We start from the raw sequence: 17633 nt of genomic DNA, 5'->3' as shown, positions 1-17633 counted from the left end.
CTCACCTTTGCTTTCTGCCGACGGTAAAAAATAAAATCGGCCCAATAATATTGATGCATATAATCACTGCTGCCCACATCCATTTCGGCCCGTTTGTCCGCTCTTCTTTCACACAGCTGATCAGGGCAAACACTGCCAGCACGGCCTGTAACACAATCAGCGGTACAATCATTTCCCAAGAAATATTCATTAGCTGATCCTCCTATTTTTTCGGTCAGGCCTTATCACAAAAAAGTAATAGCAAATCAGAGGCATCGGCACTTGAATCAGTCCGACAATTCCCCACACCCATGCCAGACGATCCCGTTTTTTCGCATCAATGAATAAAAAGATTCCCTGTGCCAATGCAATCAGATAAGCAAACACAAAAATCGTCAAATCTGTTTGGGACATCAGCGCTTCACCTCACGTTCGCCAAGGTATCGTTTTTTCTCAGCCGCAATCAAAATCGGCAGGACTGCCAGCGCACAGACCTGAAACACGACAAAAGCAGCGGGAACTTGAGTAAATGCCAGAGTCGCCGCGCTTACCACCATCAGTGCACAGAACACAAATAAGATAACTTCTTTCAGCACGCTTTTTCTTCGTTCGGCTTTCATTTGTAACAGCTGATCAAGCAATTCTTTTTGACTCGGTATATTCGGGTTGGCGCATTGGTCAATTTTCTGCAATTCCGATTTTAAATGAACAGATCGCTTTTCTTTATTCATCAGTCCACTCCTTTCTGATTTGCTGGAGCCCTTTATGGACTCTGGACTTTACCGTGCCTTCTTTGATATGCAGCATCATCCCGATATCAGCATAGGTATAGCCGTAATAGTGCCTTAATAAAACGGGCGTGCGCAGCTTCGGGTCAAGCTGAGAAAAGAGATCAAGCGTCTCGCTCCACTCAGAGCCTTTCATTGACACATCCCATTTGATCTTGCGTATCGTTTCCTCTGTAACAGCCTGATTTCGTTTCCATTCTCTCTTCCTCTTTTTCTGGTGATCAAGGTAGAGTCTTGACGCGATAGAGATCAGCCAAGTGGAGAATTTGGATCGGCCTTGAAAACTCCCCAGATGGATGTACCCTTTCAGAAAGGTTTCCTGAACAAGATCCTCGCTGATGTCAGGGTGAAGGGAAAGCTTTAACAAGTATTTGTATAGAAAAGAATAATAGTGCTGAAATAGGGCTGTAAACGCCTCGTCGCTTCCCTCTTTCGCCTGCTGAATCAATTGCTGTTCTTCATTTGTATCCAACGGCCGCGATCCCCCCTTTTTTTGTTATCTTGCCTTATGAGACGACACCGGATTCCAGAGCGTTCAACTTTTTTTATAATTCTTTTGATCTATTGACTTCACTGGCCTCTCATCAGTTTTCGTGAACATCTAAATTTGTAAAGCGAAGTACAGTCTGTTAAGCTATATTTTTATGTCTATTTCAAAATTTCATTATATATGGAGGACGATGCATTGAAAGTAGAAAGGCGAACGATTGAATATATTCCGAATGAAGAAAGACATGGTAAAGCAAAAGATTTATTTCCCGTATGGTTCGGGGCCAATATGCATATCACCACGTTAGTGACCGGTACTCTTCCCGTTGCAATGGGACTTAATCTGTTTTGGAGTGTTGCCGCTATTATTTGCGGAACCTTAATCGGTGCCATATTTATGGCTTCTCATTCCGCGCAAGGACCCCAGCTCGGCATCCCGCAAATGATTCAAAGCCGTGCCCAATTCGGCGTAATCGGAGCGATTCTTCCCCTCTTCTTAGTCATGTTTATCTACCTTGGTTTCTTCGCAAGCAGTACAATTCTGGCGGCCGGGACCTTAAGCAGCTTTGTTCCCATCCCGGGATCATGGAGCATTATAGGCTTAAGCGCCGCATGTTTTTTACTCACCATTTTCGGTCATGATTTGATTCACAAAATGCAAAAAATCCTTTCTTGGACTTCTTTTGCCGTATTTTTTGCTGCAACGATACTCATTTTCCAATTACCGATTCCGGCAGGCAGCTGGATGCCCGGGACGGTCGACTTGCCCGTTTTCTTGGTGGCAGTCAGCGCCGTAGCAACTTGGCAGCTTGCCTATGCGCCTTATGTCGCCGATTATTCCAGATATCTGCCAATTAAAACACCGGCGTCCCAAACGTTTTGGTACAGCTATGCAGGAACATCTGTCAGCTCCATCTGGATGATGCTGCTCGGCGCGCTGCTGACCACGGCACTTCCTGATTTTACGACAAACTCAGGGACCCAGATTGTGCAATTGTTCGGCCCCTTCTCGTTCATTATGCTGATCATTGTTTTATTTGGCCAGATGGCGATTAATGTCTTTAACTTGTATGGAGCTTTTATGTCCACGACGACTACGCTTGAGCCGTTTCTGAAATTAAAAGTCACACCGAAAATCAGAATCATCATGATCCTTGGCGTCACCGTCGTCGGAACAGTCCTAAGCCTTCTCGGGCAAAGTAATTTTATGGAGCTGTTTTTGAATTTTATCTTTTTTATCAGTTATTTCTTAATTCCATGGACGGCGATCAATTTAGTGGATTACTACTTCGTCCGCCACGGGAACTATGAGGTCAAAGCGATGTTTGATGTCAACGGGCCATATGGAAGAGTCAATTGGATCACTACGATTGCTTTCATTCTGTCCATCTTGTTAGAAATTCCGTTTATCAATACATCCTTTTACATCGGGCCATTGGCAAAAATGTTTGGCGGCGGGGATATCGCATGGATTATCGGCTTAGCCGTGCCTTCTGTTCTATATTATGTACTCATGAAACCGCGCCTGAAAAAACGAGCGGGCTATCAAGAAAAGCTGTCTTCCCTATGAAGACAGCTTTTTTCATTCAAATCGTTTCCACACACGAGGCAACATGTCAGAGAGCTCGCGGGCGAGCAGCGTATGGACAGAGTGTTCGTCAGTCCAATGCTCGGCGCATGCACCGTGCAAGTATACGGCATTTAATACGGCATGTTTCGGGTCTTTGTGGCAGCAAAGCATGCCCAATATCATTCCCGTCAGTGTGTCGCCGGTGCCTCCTTTGGCGAGTGCCCCGTTTCCGGTCGGGTTGCTCCAGCAGTCGCCATCGGGAAACGCGATGATGGTTTGATTTCCTTTTAACACGATCACCGTTTGCAGCTGAACCGCCCACTCCTTGGCATATTCCGCTCTTTTATTTTGTAAGTCTTTCACCGGAACCCCTGTCATTCGGGAAAACTCACCTGGGTGCGGCGTAAGGATGACGGGCGCCTTCCTTTTCGGATACGTGCGCTTTGTCAGCGCCCCGGCATCCAAAATAACGGGGCAATCCTTCTCAAGGACATGATTAACGGCCTGCTGCACCCTCTCTGTTTGCGGAAGCCCCGAACCGATCGCAATTGCCCGGTATGTCTCTTCGAGGCGAGAGCCCGCCGCTTTTTCCCAGCCGTCACGCCAATACGTGGCCTCCGGCAGAACCGGAACGATCAGCGGGATCACGCTTTCAGACGTGCCGATGACAAGCTTGCCGAGACCGCTCCGCATGGCACCAAGCCCGGCTAAAAGCGCAGCGCCCGGCATGTCGTCGCTTCCCGCCAGCAGCAAAGCCGTACCGTACGTACCTTTATGGCTCACCGCATCTCTTTCAGGGAGCGCAGCCCTCACATGCTTTTCCGTCCAAATCGGAACATTCATATCCATACCTCCTATCTCTCTTCTTATTTTTCCTGCACTTCTTCTTTTTCAAACAAAAAAAGACAGCCTCAGAGACTGTCTTTTATTTTACAGGAACGTCGAGATGATAAAGCCGGCGATACCGTTCGTTCGTCGCCAGCAGTTCCTCGTGTGTTCCTTCCATTTCTGTTTTTCCGTTTTCCAGAAAGACGATTTTATCGGCCGCTTCCACTCCCGCCAAGTGATGCGTAATCCAAAGAATCGTTTTACCTTTCAGCACCTCAAACACGGTTTCCATCAGTTCGCGTTCCGTGATAGGGTCTAAGCCTACTGTAGGCTCATCAAGTATAATGATCGGCGTATCCTGAAGCAAAATCCGGGCGAGCGCGATCCGCTGCCGCTCTCCTCCTGAAAATCGGATTCCGGTTTCCTGAACTGAAGTATGATATCCGTCAGGCAGCGACTCAATGTAATCATGCAGCTTCACCTGCTTTGCGGCGCGGCGCACATCCTCGTCGCTCGCCTTTCCGTTTCCGAGCCTGATGTTATTCAAAATGCTTGTATCAAACAAGTGAGGCTTTTGATTTAACACAGCCACCGCATCAGCAATCTGATCCTTTACAAGAGCCGTTTCCATTCCGTTTAACGTTACAGAGCCTGAGTCAGGCTTCAATGCGCCCTCAATTAATGCGAGTGATGTTGATTTTCCTGAGCCGCTCCGGCCGAGAAGCGCCATTTTTTCTCCTTGGCGCAGCGTAAAGGAAAAATGGTTCAGTACTTGGCTGCTGTTGTCATAAGAAAACGTCACATCTCGAAACGCCAAAGTGACGTCTTTGAGATCAAGCCTGTCAGCCGCAGACTCTGTTTGTGAAGCCTCTGGCTGAGGAGCCACCTTGTTCATTCTTCTGATAGAATCCTGATAACCCGGCACTTCACCCAACGCATCAGAAAGCGGCAGAAAAGCTTCTGTCAGCGGGAACACAACAAGCACAAAGGCAGCAATCATCGTTTTGGCGAGTTCGCCATTTGCATGCTGCCCCGCCGTCCAAAACAGCATCAGCAAAATAAGGCCGGCGACAAGGCATTGCGCGGCAAAATCCCGCCATCTTGTAAAACGATGTTTTTTGCGTTCCAGCTCAAACCAAGCGTTTTCTTCTCTTTCATAGGAATCAATAAAAGCATGCCGGCGTCCGCTGAACATCCAGTCGCTGACACCCATCACGGCATCTGTGAGACGGCTGTACAGCACATTTCGCCCGCTTTTCAGCTTGGCATTCTTCGCCCGTGTCACAAGCAAAGACACGACCGGAAACAGCACAACCAGAACAAACAAATAAAGCGCCAGCAAAATGGCAAACGGCCAGGAGAAAAAGCCGAGCGCAATCACTGAAACAGCATACAAAAGCAAGGCTGAGATGGCAGGGAAAATGGTTTTTAAGAAGGCATCCTGCAAATGCTCAATATCCTCAGACAAAATGCCGAGCATATCTCCCGTTCGAAAATGGGACCGCAGCATCAAAGCGCCAGGCTCAAGCATGTTGTATAGGCGGACGCGCATGTCGGACACGATTTTCAAAATGATATGATGCCCGATCAGGCGCTCCACATAACGTGACACAGACCGGGCGATCCCAAAGGTTCGAACGGCGACAATCGGCACATAAATGAGCAGGATGTTCTCCGGCCTTGTCGCCGCCTTTGAAATTAAAAAACCTGAAGTAAACATGAGAAAAGCAGCGGAAAAAATCGTCACCGCGCCCAAAAAGACAACAAGAACAAACAGACGGGCATTTTGCTTGATATACGGCAGAATCCATTCTTCTTTCTTCATGCTCTTTCCCCCAGTTGTGCCTTCACGAGTTTGGTGTACACACCGTTTTTCGCCAGCAATTCATCGTGAGTCCCGATTTCTGCTGCCCTGCCTCCGTCCAGCACGATAATTTCATCCATATCGAGCATCCAATGGAGGCGGTGTGTCGCGAGAAAGACGAGCTTGTCATCAAATAAATCCAGCATCGTTTCTTTTATTTCATATTCTGTTTCGATATCCAGATGGGCGGTCGGCTCATCCAGCAGCAGAATCGGCCGGTTACCCAAAAAGGCGCGGGCCAGCGCGACACGCTGAGCCTGACCGCCGCTGAGTGCCCGGCCGCCTTCTCCGATCCGTCCCTCTAATCCTTCAGGAAGGGTGTTTACAAACTCCGTCAATCCCGCTGAGGAAGCAGCGCGGGCTGTATCTTCAGCAGAAGCGCTTGGGTGATAAAACCGGATATTGTTCGCCAGCGTATCATCAAAAATATAAGGATGCTGCGGAATATAGAGAAGGTTTTTCTGCCAGTTCCCGTCCTGCAGATGCGAACGGCTTGAACCATTCACACTGATAACACCGTCATCCGGCTCCAAAAATCCTCCGAGAATATCGATTAAAGTTGATTTTCCGGCACCGCTTGCACCAATGATGCCGATTTTTTTCTTCCCTTTAAATGAAAGAGTCATATCAGACATCGCTCGGCCGGCTGAGACGCCTGACAGCTTCAGTTCATCGTGATCGGACCATGTTTCAAGCTGAAGCGGGGCCTCTTCTTTGAATCCCGGTTGAGATAATATGCCCTGAATCGTCTTGCCCGCTTCCTGTCCATTAAGCGTCGCATGATAATCATTTCCCACTTCCCGCACCGGCAGAAAATATTCAGGTGCCAGAATAAGCGCTGTTAAAGCGGGGCCAAGCAAAATACCGCCGTCAATCAAACGCAGGCCTAAAAACACAGCAACTGTCGCCACCGACAGCATCGTGAAAAAATCGAGGGCAAATGAAGATAAAAACGCCACCCGCAGTGTGCTCATTGTCGCTTTGCGATACCGCTCACTGACGTGGAAAATGTTTTTGCTATGCGATTTGCTCAATCCTAAAAAACGCAAAGTCTCCAATCCGCGAAGAGAATCAACGAAATGGTTGGACAATGTCTGGTATGATTTCCACTGGCGGTCCGCTTTTCGCTGTGCGACAAGGCCAAGAAGAATCATAAAAAGAATCAGAATTGGCATAGCAGCGACTAAAATGATGGCTGATGTGCGATCCTGAAAAAATACATAAATGACAACCGCCGCAGGCACAATCGCCATGCTGACCATTTTCGGCAGAAACAGCTCCAGGTAGCGGCGGAACTGGCTGATGCCTTCCATCGCTAGGGTCACCATTTGCCCCGTCCCCTCTTTCTTTGCAAAGCGGGGGCCTAATCGGAACAGCTGATCAAGAAAACTTTTTCTCAAATCTGCCCCTGTCCGGGCGGCATATTGATAGACGATTTTCTGGCGCGCCACCGTCACCCCGTGCCGGGCGGCAAAAGCGATAAGGAAAAAGCCGATCACCGGAAACAGGGAGGCAATGCTCTTCCCGTTGAACAGTCCGGTTACGGCTTCACTCAGCCACTCTGCCTGCATAATAATAGCGGCTGTCTGAATCAGCGTTAAACAAGTAATCACGGTGAGAATCCGCTTCATTCCTTTATATCGAAACAGGTCTTTTCCCATTAATAAGTCATAGGCTCCTTATGGCTGACGCGCTTCCGGAAGACATAATAGCTCCAGATCTGGCTGCCGATGACAAACGGCAATAGCGTTAATGCTGCAATTGACATGACTTTAAGCGAATAATCACCGGAAGAAGCGTTAGCTACTGTTAAATCGTACGCGCTTTGAAGCGAGCTGACCATCACCCGAGGGAATAATGAAATAAAGATCATTCCTACAGTCAGCGCCAGCCCCGCGCCTGTCATCCCAAATGTCCAGCCGTCTTTTTTCTTACGGATAAATACAGCCGCGAGCATAAAGCAGATGACAATCAAAACAACGAGCGGAATGGTAATCTCGCCGCGGCGAGTAAACATGTCTGTCTGATAGGCAGAAAGGGCCGCGAAGGCAAGAACCGCTACAAAAACAACACCCATTATCTTTTGCGCCATTTTCCGGGCGCGATTTTGCAAATCACCAATCGTACGCAGTGTGATAAACATTAATCCATGCTGGAAGCAAAGAAGTGTTACAGTCACACCGCCAAGTACAGAGTATACATTGATATAATCGGATAGATGTGCGTGAATGTTCATATCGGCATCAATCGGCATCCCGCGGAATAATGTCGTGAACAGCACACCAAGCACAAATGGAGGAATCAGACTGCCGAAGAAAACGACCCAGTCCCAAACCTTTACCCATTTTAAATGATCAACCTTACCGCGGAACTCAAACGCGACCCCGCGGCCCATTAACGCAAGCAGCACAATGACAAACGGAATGTAATAACCGCTCAGCATCGTTGCATACCAGTTCGGAAACGCCGCGAAAATGGCGCCTGCACCAGTCAAAAGCCATACTTCATTCGCGTCCCAAAACGGCCCGATCGTGTTGATCAGCACTCTGCGTTCTAACTCATTATGGCCAAGAAAACGGGTCGCCATGCCGACCCCGAAATCAAAGCCTTCCAAAAAGAAAAATCCTACAAACAATACAGCAACGAGTATAAACCAAAGATCATGAAGAGATGCCATGGTATACCTCCTGACTAAATGGATCTGTTGTTACAGGAACATCGTGATGATCACTATGCTCCGCACCTTTTTTAATCTCACGGATGAACAAGAAGACAAGCAGTGCACCCAGAATCAAGTACATCACACCAAATGCGATGATTGAGAATAACAGGGAGCCCGCCGTTACGTTAGGCGACACGGATTGAGCAGTTGTCATCAAGCCCATGACCGTCCACGGCTGACGCCCGATTTCTGTCATTATCCAGCCCGCGGAGTTCGCAAGAAACGGGAAGGAAATCAATGCGATCATAATGCGCAAATACCATTTGCTGTTTTCAAGCTTTTTGCGCCGGTTTAACCAAAGGCCGCCTAACGCAGCAAGAATCATGACAACACCTGCTCCAACCATAATGCGGAAACTCCAGAACGTCGTTTTGACAGGCGGAATATAGTCGCCTTTTCCGTACACTTTTTCGTACTCTGCCTGAAGTGTTTTCATTCCTTTGACACTGCCGCTGAATTTTTGATAAGCCAAGTAGCTCAATGCATAAGGAACTTTGATTTCGTTTGAGCTTTTTTCATTTTTTGTATCAATCGTAGCAAAAGCCGTCCAAGCAGCAGGGTCGCCGCTGTCTTCCCAAAGTCCTTCACTGGCAGCCATTTTCATCGGCTGTGATTCCATCAAGTGCTCAGCCTGCATGTGTCCGCTAAGGCCGACGCCAAGACCGGCACAAAGGCCGACGATCATTGCGAGTTTAAAAGATTGTTTAAAGAACGGCACTTCTTTTTTCTTCAATAGTTTAAAAGCACTCACTCCGGCAATAAAGAAAGCCCCGGTGGCAAGCGCACCGAAAATGACGTGCGGAAATTCAACCCAAAGCTGCGGATTTGTAATCAGCGCGCCAAAGTCATTCATTTCCGCGCGGCCGTTTTTGATCGTAAAGCCGACCGGTTCCTGCATAAAGGAGTTCGCTGTTAAGATCCAGAAAGACGACATAATCGTTCCGAATGACACGAGCCAAATGCAGAGCGCATGAATTTTTTTAGGCAGGCGGTCCCACCCGAAAATCCATAATCCGATAAAAATAGATTCCATGAAAAACGCCAATAATGCTTCAATCGCAAGCGGCGCGCCAAATACATCTCCGACAAAACGGGAATAATCAGACCAGTTCAGTCCAAACTGGAATTCTTGCAAAATCCCCGTAACAACACCGACTGCGAAATTTATTAAGAATAAGTGTCCCCAAAACTTCGCCATTTTGAGGTACAGCTCATTTTTCTTCACAAGATAAAGAGTCTCCATCAATGCAACCATAAACACAAGCCCGATAGACATTGGCACAAACAAGAAATGAAACAACGTTGTTGATGCAAATTGAATGCGAGCTAATACTAATTCACTCATGCTTTATCCTCCATTTCCGGTTGAGCGTTATATTGTTTACTACTTCACAAGCAGAACCGAAACTTTGATCAGTATTTCACAAAATAGACGAAAAAAATATTGTTCAATGTTTCACAAATACGCCAAAAAGTCATCAAATATGATTCAAGATTGCCAGACTGACGAATGGCACGATCTCCAAATGGTTCATATTAAGTACTTTACAACGATCCACTTCAAAAATAAAGCCCGAAACACCTAAAAAGTCCCACACTATGTGACGGATTATTGTCTATTTTGTTGCTGATTTATGACGGCTGCTAGGATAAATGACCCTTTATTATCGTACATCAATGCCTCGCTCCTTGCGAATAAAATGCTTGACCGGCATCAGCACTCGTTTCTCGGCACTCTGTCATAGATCGACTTTAGTCAGAATTCCTCTTTCCATTTGAAACGGGAAGAGGCGAATAAATTGAATAGTAAATTTTTAATATATTAATAATTTGAATTTTTTAGTATACTTAACATAGTGAACAATTTCACTGCAACAAGAATAGGGGAGGTTTTTCAATGGGAGAGCTTCAAACTCAATTGCAATTGCAAACGGATACAATTCACGAAGGGGTTCGAAAAGAGAATTGGTTTGCGAAAGCTATGAATATAAAAGTAGGCATCATACCGCTTCCTGTGTATGTCTTGCTGTTTATATTAATCACTGTTTTTGTAATGCATCACGAAGTAAAAAGTGACATCTTGACATCCATTGCCGTCATGGCGTTTTTCGGGTTTACCTTTGCCCAAATCGGAAAATCGATACCGATTGTTCGTTCTATCGGAGGCCCGGCGATCCTTGCTACTTTTATTCCGTCCGCTGTTGTCTACTATCACCTGCTGCCCAATGATATCGTCAAATCCACCACAGAATTTACAGAAAACTCAAACTTTCTTTATTTGTTTATTGCCGGAATTGTTGTCGGAAGCATCCTCGGCATGAAAAGAGAAACACTTGTAAAAGCATTTATGAAAATTTTTATACCGCTTATCGCCGGTTCTGTCGCGGCTGCTATTGTCGGACTGGCTGTCGGTACATTGCTCGGCCTCGGATTTCAGCACACTCTTCTGTACGTCGTGATTCCTATTATGGCTGGCGGCGTCGGAGAAGGCGCCATCCCTCTGTCCATCGGTTATTCCGATATCATGCCGATGTCTCAAGGGGAAGCGTTCGCACTTGTTCTTCCCTCGATCATGCTCGGCAGCCTGTGTGCGATCATCTTAGCGGGCCTGCTCAACAGAATCGGCAAGAAAAAACCGGCATGGACCGGCAACGGTAAAGTTGACCGTTCAGAAGATTCACCTGCGCTGGAGGAATCGCAAAACGGCCAGCACATGTTCAACCTTTCTCTGTTTGCGTCCGGCGGAATCCTTGCCGTTTCCTTGTATTTGGTCGGTATGCTCGCCCACGATTTTTTCGGTTTTCCGGCTCCTGTTGCCATGCTGCTGTTAGCTGTTTTGATCAAGCTGTTCAGACTGGTCCCTGCCTCAATTGAAAACGGCGCGTTTGGCGTGTCCCGCTTCTTTTCAACGGCAGTCACCTATCCGCTGCTCTTTGCAATCGGCGTGTCTATGACGCCGTGGGACAAGCTTGTTGCCGCCTTTAATTTCAGCAATATCATTACGATTCTGTCTGTCGTAGTCACAATGATGACGGTCGGCTTTTTCACAGGAAAATGGCTGAACATGTATCCGATCGAAACAGCCATTATTAACGCGTGCCATTCAGGGCAAGGAGGCACCGGTGACGTCGCGATATTAAGTGCCGCTGAAAGGCTTGAGCTGATGCCATTTGCCCAGGTGTCCACTAGAATCGGCGGGGCCATCACAGTGTCCTTGACCTTATTGCTGTTACACCAGTTTTATTGATACGCTGCAAGCAAGTTCTTCGTATAACGAAAGAGCTTGCTTTTTTGCATTTCCGTGTTTTTACAAGTTCCTGCCGCATGCTATAGTAATAGTTGGAAAGATTACGATAGAAAGGACTCTAGCATGCCTATGGAAACTAGTCTTTTTCTCTTTATCATTCTCGGGCTGGGCATTCAGCTGATATCAGCCCTTGCAGCAAAGCTTCTTCCGGCATTAGAACTCTGGATTGATATTGTTCTTTGGATCGGTGCTGCTAGCTTTATCTTCTCTCAACAGCCTTTCTTAGATGGCATCGTCTCTCTGGCATTGATGTTCACCAGCTACTGGACCGCATTGGATCTGACTGTCCCCAGCCGTGTTGAAAAACCATCAGGCGAATGGCAGGAAATTGAGCTTGCAAGAGACCACACACGCCTCCTCTCGGACATTGCTCTGACTGTCATTGTGTTTGCGGGCGCTATTACTTTCTTCATTTACGGTCCTGACACCAGTGCTCTAAAATATGTGATCCTGTTCGGTTTCATCTCGGGCGGTGCGGCACTGGCAAAACGCATATTAAATTTTCTAAGTGTAAAAGTCTTTTATTCATCGTCTTTAGAAACATGGCATATCAGTTCCCGATATGAAAGCCGCACCTACCCGCTTTCAGACCTGAAAGACATCCGGCTTGAATCGACGGCAGATCTATTAAAGCTTCATCCGCTTTTGACCATGTATTCATCCCGGCTCGATATGACAACAAGCTTTCAGCAAGTCATAAGGCTCTCTCTTCCCGGAGAAACGGTGTTTCTGACCGTGAAAGATCCTAAAAAGTGGAAATCGGTTCTCGGGGAATTTCTAGCTTCCGAAACCAAAGAGGAAACGGTTATTGCTGTCCTGCCGATTTATCATCGGAAAAATGTGAAACGGCTTTTAGGTAAATTTTATTTTGCCGTAAGCGTAAAAGGGATATCTGCATACGCCATATTGGTTCTCGGATTATATGCCTTACACGCCTCCCCTTGGGTTATGGCTGGTGCCGTGATGTTGTACTGGGTTTTGAATATGTATCTATCTGACCGGGTGCTGCGGACGGCAATGGATGCCAGGCCTTGTCTGAATTCAGACGTTCAGGCAGCGGCAGATAAGATTTTTAGAAAAGCAGGCATTTCGCATGTGGAGATTTACGAAACGGATAGTGATGAATACAACGGCATGGCCGTCGGAATGAATGTAGGAAGATCAATGGTGATTCTGACAAGCGCTACATTAACCCTTCCGCCGCATGTCATTGAAGGTATTCTTGCTCATGAAGCTGTTCATATTAAAAAACGTGATGTGCTGTCCATGCAGCTGTTGCGCTTTTTATACCTTGGGGCAGTTATCGGGATCATTCTTTTACTTGAGCATTACATCGCTCATCCCGGCGCTTACAAAATCGCACTTTGGACGCTGATCATGGGAGTCATCATTCTATTTCAGCTTTATCAGTCATTTTGTTCCCAATGGATGGAGGTGCGCGCCGATCACATTGGCGCTTCATTGCTGGAGGGCGGATACAGGCAGATGGCCGAATCCCTAAAGGTCCTGGCGGTTCGCCAAGATGAAGATCTGCAAAAACAAAACACCTACTGCTCTGATATAGATGAAGACGAAGTTAAGGTGAACTCTCTCACCCGGGATAACAGCTGGCTTTTCAGAATCATAGATTTTCAGTTTTCTCCTCATCCGCCTATGTATTGGCGTGTCAGCGCATTGCTTTCAAACAAAGGACACGGCATGGTCAAGCGCTGGCTGAGAGATCGGCTGAAAGAATCCATCTCCCTTAAATGAAACTTTTCATGCTTCAAAACGTATGAAAAATAACTGTTTAAAGGGGGACGCCATATGATTGTGATTCTTATCGCTTTGATCTTCGGTATGATCGTCATTTATCAATCGGCTCGATCAACCGCTTCAGAAAACAAAGGACGCCAGCGGGCGGACAGTGGTTTTTTCGGATTTTCCGATGGCGATTCCCGCCATGAAGGATGCGGCAGTGACGGAGGCATCGGGGATTCCGGCTGTGACGGCGGAGGGGGCGGCGGCGATTAATCGCCGCCATTTTTATTTCATCGACTCGATATACGCGCCAAATGACGCCCCTGACATTCCCGGGGATACACGTACGCGATGGAGGGCGTACATCCCCTGATCTCTGGAGGCCGCTCCCGGTTCAGTCGTCACTCCCATTTGATAACCGGTTTTTTCAGCGGCCTTCAGGGTATCTTCGTTGTAGCGCCCAACCGGATAGCTGATGATGGCCGTTTGCTGATCGAACATCCTGTCAAACAGCTTTTTTGAATCTGCCATTTCGCTATGCTGCTGTTTTGGCGTTAAACCGTTCAGCTCAAGGTGGTCAATCGTATGGCTTTCAATCGATATGCCATGCTGTGACATTTCCTTCATTTGATCCTCTGTCAGATGATGTTTATGTCCAATCGATTTGCCGATCATAAAAATCGTCGCCTTCATGCCATACTTCTTTAATACCGGATACGCGTCTTTGTAATTATCGGTGTAGCCGTCATCAAACGTGATGAGCACACATTTCTCACTCGGCTTCTTGTCCTGAGTCAGCATGAGATACGCCTCTTTTGGGGTTAATGTCTGGTAGCCGTTATCATGCAGCCATTTCATATGTGCCTCAAATTCTTTCTTTGGCACACGGAGACTGTTGCCTGAAGAAATGCTGTGGTACATCAAAATCGGCAGCTTTGCCGGTTTCTCTGTTTTGATCCATGCGGATGTATCATCTTGTTTTTTCTGGACATGAACTGTCTTTTCTTCCGGCTTCTTTTGTTCCGCTTTTGGCATCTGCTGCCCCGCATTCGCCTCTTTATCAGCGCAAGCGGCCAGAGCCAAACAACTAGCCAAAAGAAAACCGCTTAAGATAAATCGTTTCATCGTTTTCCTGCTTTCTGTCTATTTCTTCCTCCTTTTCATCGGTTGATTTGCGGGATTTTCAAGTAAAAAAACCAGACATGTAGCCATGTCCGGTGCAGATCAGGAAAACTGATTCAAAATCAAAGACGTTAAAAGACCAAGAGCAGCAATTAACCCTGTCATCGGACCGCTGTCTTCATAAGCCTCGGGCATCATCGTGGATGCAATCATTGCGATGATTCCTCCGCCCGCAAAAGCGGCGATTGCCGACATCATCTCCTCAGGAGCGCCATCGAGGAAGTAATATCCTGACCATGAGGCAAAAATAGAAATCATCAGTACCGCCGCCCAAAGCAGCAAGATTTTCGCCTTTGAATATCCGCTGTTCTTCATGCCGGCCGTGCTGGACAGCCCTTCAGGTATATTGCTGATAAAAATCGCAATCACCAAAAGGAAGCTGACGGATTGTTTTTCAAGAAGGCTGGCTCCAATCATAATAGATTCGGGAACAGCATCCATGATGGTGCCGATAAAAATCGCGATCCCCCCGCTGCCTGCAGCTGCTTGTCCCGATCTTTTTCTTTGTGACGCGCCTCTTTTTGAAACCGTGTAGTCAAAAAGGGTAAACACGGCAGCTCCTGCTATAAATCCGGCGCCTGTCGAGACCATTCCGCCATCCTTCACCGCGTCCTCAAGAAGTTCATAGGCGGCAGCGCCGATTAATACCCCTGTGCCAAAAGCCATGATATAACCGATGATACGCTTGCGAATCGGAAGAAACATCGACGCCAGCGCGCCCAGCAAAACAGCAGAGCCGGAAATCCCGCCCCACATCGCCGCATTCCACATTTCTATCTCTCCTTTCTACAAACCACTACCCGCCGCGGTTTTTGCTGTAAACCTTGAGATAGAGAGGAAATGCAAAAAACCGGACATCGCTCCATGTCCGGTTCTCCAGCTTAACGGATTCTGATTTCAGTTTCACTGTCAAAGAAATGCCCTTTATTCATATCAAACGCAACTGTCAGCTCATCCCCTGACTGAATATCGAGACGGGCGTCGATCCTCGCAATAAAATCCTGGTTATCGATTTGCGAATAAATCATGATCTCAGATCCCAGCAGCTCCGCAACATTGATTTTCGCTTTAATTGAAGAGCTCTTATAGGATTCCACGACAATCAATTCATCATGAATATCCTCAGGGCGGATGCCGAAAATGACTTCTTTGCCAATGTAGCCTTTTTCACGAAGCGCCTTCATTTTCCCCTCCGGCACGCTCAACACGGAAGAACCGATTTTGATTGTGCCGTCAGACAGCTTCCCTTTGAAAAAGTTCATCGCTGGTGACCCGATAAAACCGCCAACGAATACATTTTCAGGGAATTCGTATACATCCTTCGGCGTCCCGATCTGCTGGATTTTGCCGTCCTTCATGACCACAATCCGAGTCGCCATCGTCAGTGCTTCAGTCTGATCATGCGTGACATAAATCGTAGTGGTTTGCAGCCTCTGGTGGAGTTTAATAATTTCCGCTCTCATTTGCACTCGAAGCTTTGCATCCAGGTTCGACAAAGGCTCATCCATCAAGAATACCTTTGCATCCCGAACGATCGCCCTTCCCAGCGCAACCCGCTGTCTCTGCCCGCCTGAGAGCGCTTTAGGTTTGCGGTGCAAATATTCTTCCAGCCCGAGAATTTTAGCGGCTTCCTCCACTCTTTTTTTGATTTCAGGCTTCGGCATTTTGCGGAGCTTCAGCCCGAATGCGATATTATCGTATACCGTCATATGCGGATAGAGCGCGTAGTTTTGGAACACCATCGCGATATCCCTGTCCTTTGGCGCCACATCATTTACCCGTTTTCCTTCAATATAAAAATCGCCTTTCGAAATTTCCTCAAGTCCTGCGACCATCCGCAGTGTCGTTGATTTTCCGCAGCCGGACGGGCCGACAAATACGATAAATTCCTTATCCGCAATGTGAAGATTAAAGTCGTCTACCGCCGCTTCCTTCTGATCATAATATTTATAAATGTGCTCCATCCGCAATTCAGCCATCTAACATCCCCCTTTGTTATTGTAAACGCTTTCTTAAATCAAGTGTATCAGCATTTATCCGACACTGAAATGGGCAGCATTCATAAAATCACACGGCCGTTTTCGTGCATATTTCCAGTTTATTCTGAACCTTCGCTTTGCAGGCAGATAAAATACGCAAGCAGAGCGCCTGTATACGTTTTAATGTCTATTCCTGACCGCTCGATAAATTTATCAATTCGGTACTGCAGGCTGTTGCGGTGCAGATGCAGTTTTTTCGCTGTTAATGTCACGTTTGAGCTATTTTCAATAAACAGCTTGATTGTTTTTCTCAGCTCAGGTTCATTTTCAAATAATAGCTCAGCTTCTTCACTAAGCAGTGATTTCAGCTGTTCCTTTTCTTCTTCTAATAATAAAAAAGGGAACATGATATCAAACGTCACACGCTGAACCTGCGGCAGCCGCTTTTCAGCGAATAGAAAATACGTTTGTTCACGGGCATAATGTTTCCGTAAGCGCTCATCTGTTTCATAAAACCTCCCGGCGTAAAAACGGACACTGAAGTAGAAATCACTTTCAAGAACCCTGGCGAGCGACTCCAATTCGTCTTTCCCCGCTGCCGCTTCACTTTCCTGCTCGACAATCACGCCTCTGTCCTCATGCATCCAAACAATCACAAAAGACACCGGCCAAAAATGGCGCATCGCTTCCGCAAATGATGCCCGTTCAGTTTTGCCGATCAAATGAAAATGAATGAACCTTGTCCTCTTCTTGATATTCGGCGGCACTTCTCCTTTCGAAAATAGAAACGCAAACCACCTGTTTTCTTCCGGCGATTTGAAAGACATGTGATCCGCCTCTTCCGCTAACGTTAAAAATGACTGGAGCAGCAATGTCTCCTTTTGGCTGATCTCCGTTTTTGGGATCGAGATATATTTCTGACTGTTTTCATCAAAAAAACACAAGCAGTCTTCCTTTGTACAAAGCCTGTCAGACACAATCGAACCGGGATAAATAGCCAGCAGCGACTTCATATGGTCTCCTCTCCTATGTAAGGATATGTATTTTCAGTATAAGGCGAAATGCACATGTTCTCCAGCTTCTTTTCGTATTAGATGGTCCTCTTTCGTTTACAGCAACGGCAATAAAGCGCGATACAGAAGCAATGGTTCTAAACAAATAGATCCCTCTGCGTCTGCGCAGAGG

At 46.9% G+C, this 17633-nt stretch carries 17 protein-coding genes; 4 read left to right on the top strand and 13 right to left on the bottom strand.

Annotated features, from left to right (window positions below; all coding sequences use genetic code 11):
• Window position 1: 1 nt before the first annotated feature.
• From yxlE to sigY, 4 genes are read right to left on the bottom strand one after another with little or no spacing between them, the layout of a single operon-like run.
• Entirely contained in the window at window positions 2–190 is a 189-nt protein-coding gene (gene yxlE, locus M1D69_RS01470) for a sigma Y negative regulator YxlE (RefSeq protein ID WP_024123344.1), read from the bottom strand.
• Window positions 190–393, bottom strand: a complete 204-nt coding sequence (locus tag M1D69_RS01465; protein ID WP_185848467.1) for a transcriptional regulator — start codon at window positions 391–393, stop codon at window positions 190–192. Before M1D69_RS01465 ends, yxlE begins: the two co-directional genes overlap by 1 nt.
• Window positions 393–710 carry a YxlC family protein gene (locus M1D69_RS01460; protein WP_458104804.1) on the bottom strand — a complete coding sequence of 106 codons (318 nt, stop codon included), beginning with the start codon at window positions 708–710 and terminating at the stop codon, window positions 393–395. Before M1D69_RS01460 ends, M1D69_RS01465 begins: the two co-directional genes overlap by 1 nt.
• The gene (sigY, locus tag M1D69_RS01455; RefSeq protein ID WP_458104805.1) at window positions 703–1239 is read right to left on the bottom strand and encodes an RNA polymerase sigma factor SigY; all 537 of its coding nucleotides are present in this window, start codon (window positions 1237–1239) and stop codon (window positions 703–705) included. Before sigY ends, M1D69_RS01460 begins: the two co-directional genes overlap by 8 nt.
• A gap of 213 nt (window positions 1240–1452) precedes the next feature.
• On the opposite strand from sigY, the gene M1D69_RS01450 reads away from it, so the two are divergent.
• Window positions 1453–2826: a purine-cytosine permease family protein gene (locus M1D69_RS01450; protein ID WP_202853722.1), complete on the top strand. Its 1374-nt coding sequence runs from the start codon at window positions 1453–1455 to the stop codon at window positions 2824–2826.
• Window positions 2827–2838: 12 nt separating this feature from the next.
• Here M1D69_RS01450 and M1D69_RS01445 read toward each other — a convergent pair whose 3' ends face one another.
• The 5 genes from M1D69_RS01445 to cydA all read right to left on the bottom strand — a co-directional run bounded on the left by M1D69_RS01445 (window position 2839) and on the right by cydA (window position 9585).
• Entirely contained in the window at window positions 2839–3669 is an 831-nt protein-coding gene (locus M1D69_RS01445; protein WP_458104806.1) for an NAD(P)H-hydrate dehydratase, read from the bottom strand.
• Between the two features lie 82 nt (window positions 3670–3751).
• Window positions 3752–5479 carry a thiol reductant ABC exporter subunit CydC gene (gene cydC / locus M1D69_RS01440; protein ID WP_458104807.1) on the bottom strand — a complete coding sequence of 576 codons (1728 nt, stop codon included), beginning with the start codon at window positions 5477–5479 and terminating at the stop codon, window positions 3752–3754.
• The gene (gene cydD, locus M1D69_RS01435) at window positions 5476–7179 is read right to left on the bottom strand and encodes a thiol reductant ABC exporter subunit CydD (protein ID WP_458104808.1); all 1704 of its coding nucleotides are present in this window, start codon (window positions 7177–7179) and stop codon (window positions 5476–5478) included. The genes cydC and cydD overlap by 4 nt, the downstream gene beginning before the upstream one ends.
• Window positions 7179–8195, bottom strand: a complete 1017-nt coding sequence (gene cydB / locus M1D69_RS01430; protein WP_014115673.1) for a cytochrome d ubiquinol oxidase subunit II — start codon at window positions 8193–8195, stop codon at window positions 7179–7181. The genes cydD and cydB overlap by 1 nt, the downstream gene beginning before the upstream one ends.
• On the bottom strand, window positions 8179–9585 hold the full coding sequence (gene cydA, locus M1D69_RS01425) for a cytochrome ubiquinol oxidase subunit I (protein WP_458104809.1): 1407 nt from the start codon (window positions 9583–9585) through the stop codon (window positions 8179–8181). The genes cydB and cydA overlap by 17 nt, the downstream gene beginning before the upstream one ends.
• Before the next feature lie 552 nt (window positions 9586–10137).
• Here cydA and cimH point away from each other — a divergent pair.
• The 3 genes from cimH to M1D69_RS01410 all read left to right on the top strand — a co-directional run bounded on the left by cimH (window position 10138) and on the right by M1D69_RS01410 (window position 13560).
• The gene (gene cimH, locus M1D69_RS01420) at window positions 10138–11487 is read left to right on the top strand and encodes a citrate/malate transporter CimH (protein WP_458104810.1); all 1350 of its coding nucleotides are present in this window, start codon (window positions 10138–10140) and stop codon (window positions 11485–11487) included.
• Between the two features lie 123 nt (window positions 11488–11610).
• Window positions 11611–13299, top strand: a complete 1689-nt coding sequence (locus tag M1D69_RS01415; RefSeq protein ID WP_458104811.1) for a M56 family metallopeptidase — start codon at window positions 11611–11613, stop codon at window positions 13297–13299.
• A 57-nt stretch (window positions 13300–13356) separates the two neighbouring features.
• Window positions 13357–13560: a hypothetical protein gene (locus M1D69_RS01410; RefSeq protein ID WP_458106225.1), complete on the top strand. Its 204-nt coding sequence runs from the start codon at window positions 13357–13359 to the stop codon at window positions 13558–13560.
• A gap of 12 nt (window positions 13561–13572) precedes the next feature.
• Here the strand turns inward: M1D69_RS01410 and M1D69_RS01405 are convergent, their stop codons facing one another.
• The 4 genes from M1D69_RS01405 to M1D69_RS01390 all read right to left on the bottom strand — a co-directional run bounded on the left by M1D69_RS01405 (window position 13573) and on the right by M1D69_RS01390 (window position 17461).
• Window positions 13573–14412, bottom strand: a complete 840-nt coding sequence (locus M1D69_RS01405; protein ID WP_458104812.1) for a polysaccharide deacetylase family protein — start codon at window positions 14410–14412, stop codon at window positions 13573–13575.
• A 99-nt stretch (window positions 14413–14511) separates the two neighbouring features.
• Window positions 14512–15240: a ZIP family metal transporter gene (locus M1D69_RS01400; protein WP_458104813.1), complete on the bottom strand. Its 729-nt coding sequence runs from the start codon at window positions 15238–15240 to the stop codon at window positions 14512–14514.
• A gap of 110 nt (window positions 15241–15350) precedes the next feature.
• Complete coding sequence (msmX, locus tag M1D69_RS01395) at window positions 15351–16448, bottom strand: maltodextrin ABC transporter ATP-binding protein MsmX (RefSeq protein WP_268510236.1); 1098 nt, start codon at window positions 16446–16448, stop codon at window positions 15351–15353.
• Window positions 16449–16567: 119 nt separating this feature from the next.
• Window positions 16568–17461 (bottom strand): PucR family transcriptional regulator, encoded by an 894-nt coding sequence (locus M1D69_RS01390; protein ID WP_458104814.1) that lies wholly within the window; start codon window positions 17459–17461, stop codon window positions 16568–16570.
• Window positions 17462–17633 lie beyond the last annotated feature (172 nt).

It is taken from the genome of Bacillus sp. PK3-037 (genome assembly GCF_054161355.1).
This window is presented reverse-complemented; position numbering and strand designations above follow the sequence as displayed.

Excerpts from the sequence above, each read along its gene's own strand:
- yxlE (WP_024123344.1), bottom strand. The coding sequence starts at position 190 with ATGAATATTTCTTGGGAAATGATTGTACCGCTGATTGTGTTACAGGCC.
- M1D69_RS01465 (WP_185848467.1), bottom strand. The coding sequence starts at position 393 with ATGTCCCAAACAGATTTGACGATTTTTGTGTTTGCTTATCTGATTGCA.
- M1D69_RS01460 (WP_458104804.1), bottom strand. The coding sequence starts at position 710 with ATGAATAAAGAAAAGCGATCTGTTCATTTAAAATCGGAATTGCAGAAA.
- M1D69_RS01445 (WP_458104806.1), bottom strand. The coding sequence starts at position 3,669 with ATGAATGTTCCGATTTGGACGGAAAAGCATGTGAGGGCTGCGCTCCCT.
- cydC (WP_458104807.1), bottom strand. The coding sequence starts at position 5,479 with ATGAAGAAAGAAGAATGGATTCTGCCGTATATCAAGCAAAATGCCCGT.
- cydD (WP_458104808.1), bottom strand. The coding sequence starts at position 7,179 with ATGGGAAAAGACCTGTTTCGATATAAAGGAATGAAGCGGATTCTCACC.
- cydB (WP_014115673.1), bottom strand. The coding sequence starts at position 8,195 with ATGGCATCTCTTCATGATCTTTGGTTTATACTCGTTGCTGTATTGTTT.
- cydA (WP_458104809.1), bottom strand. The coding sequence starts at position 9,585 with ATGAGTGAATTAGTATTAGCTCGCATTCAATTTGCATCAACAACGTTG.
- cimH (WP_458104810.1), top strand. The coding sequence starts at position 10,138 with ATGGGAGAGCTTCAAACTCAATTGCAATTGCAAACGGATACAATTCAC.
- M1D69_RS01415 (WP_458104811.1), top strand. The coding sequence starts at position 11,611 with ATGCCTATGGAAACTAGTCTTTTTCTCTTTATCATTCTCGGGCTGGGC.
- M1D69_RS01405 (WP_458104812.1), bottom strand. The coding sequence starts at position 14,412 with ATGAAACGATTTATCTTAAGCGGTTTTCTTTTGGCTAGTTGTTTGGCT.
- M1D69_RS01400 (WP_458104813.1), bottom strand. The coding sequence starts at position 15,240 with ATGTGGAATGCGGCGATGTGGGGCGGGATTTCCGGCTCTGCTGTTTTG.
- msmX (WP_268510236.1), bottom strand. The coding sequence starts at position 16,448 with ATGGCTGAATTGCGGATGGAGCACATTTATAAATATTATGATCAGAAG.
- M1D69_RS01390 (WP_458104814.1), bottom strand. The coding sequence starts at position 17,461 with ATGAAGTCGCTGCTGGCTATTTATCCCGGTTCGATTGTGTCTGACAGG.